This window comes from 'Chrysanthemum coronarium' phytoplasma (assembly GCF_000744065.1).
Classification (GTDB): domain Bacteria; phylum Bacillota_I; class Bacilli_A; order Acholeplasmatales; family Acholeplasmataceae; genus Phytoplasma; species Phytoplasma asteris.
In genome coordinates this window covers 1-7187 of record NZ_BBIY01000046.1, presented here as the reverse complement: position 1 = coordinate 7187, position 7187 = coordinate 1, and the positions used below count along the sequence as shown (strand labels likewise).

The following is a 7187-nucleotide window of genomic DNA, read 5'->3' as shown; positions in this document are numbered from 1 at the left end:
TCAACGCCCAAAGAAAACAAGAAAACAAACCCCTTTTTTCCAATCCCAGAAATGCTGCTTCAGGAACTTTAAGACAACTTAATTCAGCAATTGTGGCTCAAAGAAATTTGTCTATTTTTGTCTATGGCATTTCAGATCCTTATTTGACTAAACCTACCCAAAAAGAGACTTTGGATTTTTTAAATGCTTTAGGATTTACCACAAATCCCCATTATTATTGCGTCTCTAATTTTGAAAATTTGCTTAGTGTAATTGAAAAATACAAAACCATTAAGGAACAACTTACCTACGATACTGATGGAATTGTCATTAAAATTAACGAACTTGCCTTTCATTCTTTAATTGGTGCCACTGCCAAAGCTCCCAGATGGGCAACTGCTTACAAATTTGCAACTATTACAAGCCAAAGCATAGTTCAAAACATCATTTTTCAAGTGGGACGCACTGGTGTTATAACTCCAGTTTGCAAAATTATGCCTGTTATGGTAGATGGAAGTTTGGTCTCAAAAGTGGTTTTACATAATTATGACTACATTTGCAAAAAAGATATCAGAATAAAAGACCATGTCATAGTTCATAAAGCAGGATCGGTTATTCCTGAAATTTTAGAAGTTATCAAAAGTAAAAGAACTGATTTGCAAAAACCCACTTTAATGATTGAAAAATGTCCTGCTTGTCAAACAATTTTAGAAAAACAACTAGGTGAAGTTGATTATTTTTGCCTCAACCCAAATTGTCGCGAGGTAAAAATCCAAAAACTCATTCATTTTGTATCCAAAAATGCTATGGATATCAACGTTTTAGGAGAACAGACCATCATTGCTTTTTTTGATAAAAACCTAATTGCCAAACCTTCTGACCTTTATTTATTAAAAAAACACAAGCATATTTTGCAAGAAATGCCAGGCTTTGGCGCTAAAAAAATTACTAACATTTTGGATGCTATCGAAGCAAGCAAGCAAAAAGGATTTGAAGATGTTTTATTTGCTTTGGGGATCAAACATATTGGCAAAAAAGTATCTCAAGTTTTGGCAAAAAATTTTCAAACTATCGAAAACCTCCAACAAGCCACACCAGAATTAATTACTCAAATAAGAGAAATAGGAATCAAAATTGCCCAAAGCATCCAACAATACTTTTCCAATTCTTGTAATTTAGAAGAGGTTTTCAAACTCAAAACACTAGGAGTTTCTTTTCAAAGCAATAACCCCCAAAATCCAACTACCCAAACTATTTTTACCAACAAAAAAATTGTTTTAACAGGAACTCTCCAAAAATATTCCCGTCTTCAAATCCAACAAATCTTAGAACAAATGGGAGCAATTATAACTAACAGTTTATCTTTAAAAACCAATTATTTAATAGTTGGCATCAATGCTGGTTTTAAACTAACCAAAGCCCAAAAACTCCAAATTTCTATTATCGAAGAAAAAGAATTACAACAAATTATAGAAAATAGCCAAATTAAATTATAAAAAAATCACCGTTATTTTGCCTAAAACTCCTCACTGAACCCCAAACCCCCAAAACAAATAAAAAAATCCAAGAAGGTGCTAATGTCTTTTAACATTAAAATTAAAGAAGAAATTGCTTGTCAAAAATTCTTACCCATAGAAAATTTTTTTGAATTGACAGCTTTATTACATTTTGGCTGTGAATTAGAAAAAAACCACCAAAAAACTTTATTGTGGTTCCAAACCAAAAGTATCAAAATTGCTAGGCGTTTCCTTATTTTAATCAAAACTTTTTATCCTAATACCAACTCTTTTTTGATGACTAGCAAAGAATATAATTTACCACATTTAAAAAGTATTCATGTAGGAATTGAAAAAGACATTCCCTTAATTTTAGAAAAACATCATTTTTTTACTCAAACTCCAAGCGATTTTTTACTTTTGCTCAAAAGCCAAAAAGCCAAAAAAGCATTTTTAAGAGGTATTTTTTTATGCATAGGTTTTGTAAACGACCCCAAAAAAACTAATTATCATCTAGAATTTTTTCACAAAGACCGCCACAAAATTGAATTAATTAAAACTTTGATGCTTCATTTCAGCATTAACGCCAAACAAATTAATCACAAAAAAGGTTTTTTAGTTTATTTGAAAGAATCTCAAATGATTATTGATTTTTTAAGGTTAATCGGCGCTTTGGAAATAGTTTTTCAATACGAAAAAACAATAATTCAAAAAGACTTAAACCACATTATTAAATCCTCTATTAATTTTGAAATTTCAAATGAAAAAAAAATTCTTACTTCTGCCAATTTACAATTACAACAAATTAATTTGATTGAAAAACACTTTCAAACCCCAAATATCAAACCCAAAAACACGAACTTAAAAATGAAAAATCCCAAAAATGAAAAATCCCAAAAACAACTTCCCAACCTTGAACCTAAATTATTGCAAATTATGTTATTAAGAAAAGAAAACCCTGATGCAAGTTTACAAGAATTAACTCAAAAATATTACCAAAAACACAAGCAACAAATCACTAAATCAGGACTAAATTATTATTTTCAAAAAATCAAAAAACTAGCTTGTGAAATTGAAACTCCCCAAATTTTGGCACCATCTAAGGAAAAAAAATAAATATGGAAAATATCGGCATAGATTTAGTTGAAATTAAAAAAATTAAAAAAATAGGCAAAGACATTTTAGCAGCAAGGATTTTATCCTCAGAAGAACACCAAATTTATCAAATCATTCAAAATCCCCAAAGCCAACTTACCTTTTTAGCAGGAAGGTGGGCTTCTAAAGAAGCTCTTTTTAAAGCTTTTCAAACACCCCAAAAAATCGACCCTACTTGCCAAAACTATTGCAACTGGTCTATTCTTAACGACAAAAACGGCGCTCCTTATGTGAAAAACAACACATGCACCACTTTTTTCAACCCCATTTTAATTTCTATCACTCACACCGATAATTACGCCTTAGCCCTTGTTATTGTAAAAAAGTTGCCACAAAGCACGTCATAATCAAATTAGTTTTATTTTTTTTGATTATCCTACAATTTTATTTATTTTGTCAAGTGTTTTTTAGGTATAATTAAAAGTGTATAGCAAAAATAAACTTAAATAAAAAAAAACAAAGAAAAAATCCAAAGGAGTTAATAACAAAAATATGAAAGTTATCGTTGTTGGTTGTACTCATGCAGGAACTGCTGCAGTAAAAACAATTAAAAAAAAAATCCCCAAGCTGATGTTGTTGTATATGAAAGAAACGATAATATCTCTTTTCTTTCTTGTGGAATTGCCTTGTATGTTGGAGGAGTTATCAAAGACAGTCTAGGACTTTTTTATTCAAATCCTGATGAACTGGTAAGTATGGATGTTTGTACCAAACTTAAACATGAAGTATTAAAACTAGATTTTGACAAAAAAGAAGTTTTAGTTCAAAGTTTAGAAACTGGCAAACAGTTTAAAGACAACTACGATAAATTAGTAATTGCAACTGGTTCTTGGCCTGTTATTCCTCCTATTAAAGGAATTGATTGCAAAAATGTTTTAATGTCTAAAAACTTTGATCATGCCAAAGATATTATTAATTACAGCAAAAACGTTAATAAAATCACAGTAGTAGGCGCTGGCTATATCGGAATTGAGTTAGCTGAAGCATTTGCGGTACAAAAAAAAGAAGTAGTTTTAGTAGACGCAGAAGATAGAATTATGTCTAAATATTTAGACAAAGAATTTACAGATGTAGCTCAAAAAACCTTAACTGACCACGGAGTTACACTAGCATTAGGACAAAAAATAGCAGGATTCGAAACTAAGGACGGCTTAGTGACTCATGTAAAAACTGATAAAAACACCTTTGAGACCGAAATGGTAATTATGTGTATCAGCTTTAAACCCAACACTCAATTATTTGCTCATCATCTCGAAACATCCTTTAATGGTGCTTTAGTTGTTAACGAATATATGCAAACTTCAGACCCTGATGTTTATGCTTGTGGCGATTGTGTTAACGTTTATTACAACCCTACCCAAGAAGTAAAATACATGCCTTTAGCAACTAATGCTATTAGAATGGGAACACTTGTAGGACTTAACATTGAAAAACCTTGCTTAAAATATTTAGGAACTCAAGGAACAAGTGGCATTAAAATTATTGATTTGAGTATTTCTTCAACAGGACTTACTGAAAATGTAGCCAAAGCTTTAGGTAAAAACTATGGTACTGTTACAATCAAAGATGCTAATAGACCTGAATTTATGCCTGATTATGATGCTGTAATGTTAAAGCTTGTTTTTGACAAAGACACTCGTAAAATTTTGGGAGGACAAATTGTTTCTCGTGTTGATTTAACTGAAAAAATGAATACTTTAAGTGTTTGTATGCAAAACCAAATGACAGTAGAACAACTTGCTTTTGTTGACTTTTTCTTCCAACCCCATTTCAACAAACCTTGGGGATTACTCAATTTAGCAGGACTTAAAGCTTTAGAAGTTAAATCTCAATAACTATTTGCAAACTACCAAATGCGCGACAAAATAAATTAGATAAAAAAACACAAAAGACAAAAACACAATAAAACATTGTTTGTTATAATTACAAACAGTGTTTTTTTATTCCATTTTATCACAATTAACCCCTCATTCCAACACTACCCCCCCAAAAAAATCTTTTCATTAACCATTAAAGGAGCAAACAAATGAACTTTACTCTACTTTCTCTTCCTTATCAATATGATGCTTTAGAACCTTTTTTTGATACTAAAACTATGCAATTACATCATCTCAAACACCATCAAACATACATTAATAACCTTAATGATGCTCTCAAAAAACACCCTCAACTAAATTTATCTTTGGAACAAATGCTAACTGATTTATCGTTAGTACCACAAGATATTAGACAAACAGTTAGAAATAATGGTGGCGGACATTTTAATCATTCTTTTTTTTGGACCATTCTAAAAGTAAATAATGGCAATACTCCTCAAGGATTATTAAAAGAAATGATTGACTGCGAATTTGGTTCTATAGATTCTTTCAAAGACAAATTTGCTAATGCTGCTAAAACCATTTTTGGAAGCGGTTGGGCTTGGCTTGTATTAACTCCACAACAAAAACTTGCAATTACTTTTACTCCTAATCAAGATGTAGTTCTAAACCAAGGAACTCCTCTTTTGGGTCTAGATGTTTGGGAACATGCTTATTATTTAAGTTATCAAAATCGTAGAGTTGATTATATTGAAGCTTTTTTTAGTGTCTTAGACTGGGAAAAAGTACAAAATAACCTTACTCAAGCATTAAAATAATTTACCATGAAACATCCTCAAAATAAAAAAGAATCACGGTTATTACGAATTGAAGTGATGAAATTATTATATCAATATGATTTTTACCAAAATAATTTGACTTTGTCACAAACAAATCCCAATCCCATTTTTACTTTTTTTCAAAAAATCATCACCAAGCTTAAATTTATTGATGAAATCATCACCAAAAGTTTATATGATTATAAAATAAATCGCCTTAACAAAGTAGACAGAGCAATCATTCGCTTAGCTACTTATGAATTGTTAGAAACAAACATTTCTCATGCCATTATAATCGACGAGGCAATAGAACTTACCAAACAATTCTGCAATTTAAACGATGAAAAACAACATAAATTCAACAATAAATTATTAGATCAAATATATCAACAATTACAAATGTATAAAAAAACTTATTACCTAATTGAATTGAAAAACTACCCAAATAATAAATAATTTTTTAAAGACTTTTCTAATTGAAAGGTCTTTTTTTATTTTATTTGATAGCATACCTTAAATAATTATGAAAAATTTACAATAATTCTATACCAAAAAAATAAAAACAACAACAATAAAATAATTAACATCTCAGCAAAAACAAAACACCAATTTTAGATCGTTTTAAAAAACTTTTAAAATAACAAGTTTAGTAGAAATTCTTTTTTCTTTAGAAAGCATAATGAATGGCTCATTTTTATAATAATTTTTTTGATTTGATAACAGTAGCAAAAAACAAACTTGCCAAATTAAAAAAATATAGATATCCTCCTTAAATCTTTTTAATTACAGAAACATTCAAAAAACTTTAACTTGAGCAGTTAAAAAAACTACAATAAAATAATTATTTAATATTAATTTAACCCTATTATTTTATTTTTTATTAAGGAAACAAATATTTTGAATATTAAATTATTTAATCAAAAATATAAATTAGTGTCTTTTTTATGTGTTATTTCATCAATAATATTAGTATTATTGTTATTAATATTAAGTTTACAAAAAAGACATTCAACCTTTAGATCATCAGAAAAAATACAATTAACTAATAACCAAACCCAAAAACCCAAACAAATCATCGCAAAAAAAGAAACACTACCTCTTTATATTCAAACAGTAAATGACAAAAAACATTATCATTTTATAGTGCCTGATAGTGAATTTATGCAAGATGGCACACTTAAAAATTCTGAAACCCATGTTTATATGGAAAATCTAAAACCTACTTTAATGCATAAAATTATCTACAAAATACAACCTCAATATGATGGTTGGGTAGCTTGTTTCCCTTCATTTAATGGACAAGATCTTGCAGGCGCTTTTTTATATAGCGTTATGACAGGAATCAAAACTCCTCCTTTAGATTTAGTAGGGATTTATTTTGAATCTCCTTTTGATAAGTTTGATATTAGTGATTGGAACAAATACACTTTAGATGATATTTTACAAATAAAAAATGAAAGCCAAAATATTTATTTTTTTTGGAGAAGCCCAAAAATGACTAACATTTACAAAAAATATCATTTATTTAAACCAGGTAATGAAAAATACCATCCTACACTTAACAAGCCTATAAGTCCTCAAAATGCCTTAATGCTTACCGAAGAATTTATAGATAAATTCATCCCCAATTCACCTTCAAAAAACTCCAAAGAAGCTGAACAATAAATTATTTAGTTAGTTCCAATACTTTTCAAAATATTTAAAACTTGCCATATTTTCAAATTAAAAACAAATTAAGATCGACTTTAAGTTGGTCTTTTTTGCTAATTATTTATTATAATTTTGCTTGCTATGCTACTTATTTATTCTTATTTTATAATTTTTTTGTCAAAATAAAAATGTGATTTAATTGGATTTTAACATAATTTATAACTTTAATAATTTTAAAATTACAAATAAACACTAATTTTGCACCTAGAATA

Annotated in this window: 6 protein-coding genes and 1 pseudogene; all 7 read left to right on the top strand. The window is 28.8% G+C overall.

What is annotated here, in order from left to right:
• On the top strand, positions 1-1475 hold a 1475-nt coding region (gene ligA / locus OYV_RS02840), incomplete at its 5' end, for an NAD-dependent DNA ligase LigA (RefSeq protein WP_042068180.1).
• Between the two features lie 81 nt (positions 1476-1556).
• Positions 1557-2591: a DNA-binding protein WhiA gene (gene whiA, locus OYV_RS02835; RefSeq protein WP_042068179.1), complete on the top strand. Its 1035-nt coding sequence runs from the start codon at positions 1557-1559 to the stop codon at positions 2589-2591.
• Between the two features lie 2 nt (positions 2592-2593).
• Positions 2594-2977, top strand: a complete 384-nt coding sequence (gene acpS, locus OYV_RS02830) for a holo-ACP synthase (RefSeq protein ID WP_042068178.1) — start codon at positions 2594-2596, stop codon at positions 2975-2977.
• Between the two features lie 145 nt (positions 2978-3122).
• Positions 3123-4465, top strand: a pseudogene (locus tag OYV_RS02825) (FAD-dependent oxidoreductase).
• Positions 4466-4656: 191 nt separating this feature from the next.
• On the top strand, positions 4657-5265 hold the full coding sequence (locus tag OYV_RS02820) for a superoxide dismutase (protein WP_042068177.1): 609 nt from the start codon (positions 4657-4659) through the stop codon (positions 5263-5265).
• 6 nt (positions 5266-5271) lie between these two features.
• Positions 5272-5721 carry a transcription antitermination protein NusB gene (locus OYV_RS02815; RefSeq protein WP_042068176.1) on the top strand — a complete coding sequence of 150 codons (450 nt, stop codon included), beginning with the start codon at positions 5272-5274 and terminating at the stop codon, positions 5719-5721.
• A 441-nt stretch (positions 5722-6162) separates the two neighbouring features.
• Positions 6163-6930 (top strand): hypothetical protein, encoded by a 768-nt coding sequence (locus OYV_RS02810; protein ID WP_042068175.1) that lies wholly within the window; start codon positions 6163-6165, stop codon positions 6928-6930.
• Positions 6931-7187 lie beyond the last annotated feature (257 nt).

Excerpts from the sequence above, each read along its gene's own strand:
- OYV_RS02820 (WP_042068177.1), top strand. The coding sequence starts at position 4,657 with ATGAACTTTACTCTACTTTCTCTTCCTTATCAATATGATGCTTTAGAA.
- acpS (WP_042068178.1), top strand. The coding sequence starts at position 2,594 with ATGGAAAATATCGGCATAGATTTAGTTGAAATTAAAAAAATTAAAAAA.
- whiA (WP_042068179.1), top strand. The coding sequence starts at position 1,557 with ATGTCTTTTAACATTAAAATTAAAGAAGAAATTGCTTGTCAAAAATTC.
- OYV_RS02815 (WP_042068176.1), top strand. The coding sequence starts at position 5,272 with ATGAAACATCCTCAAAATAAAAAAGAATCACGGTTATTACGAATTGAA.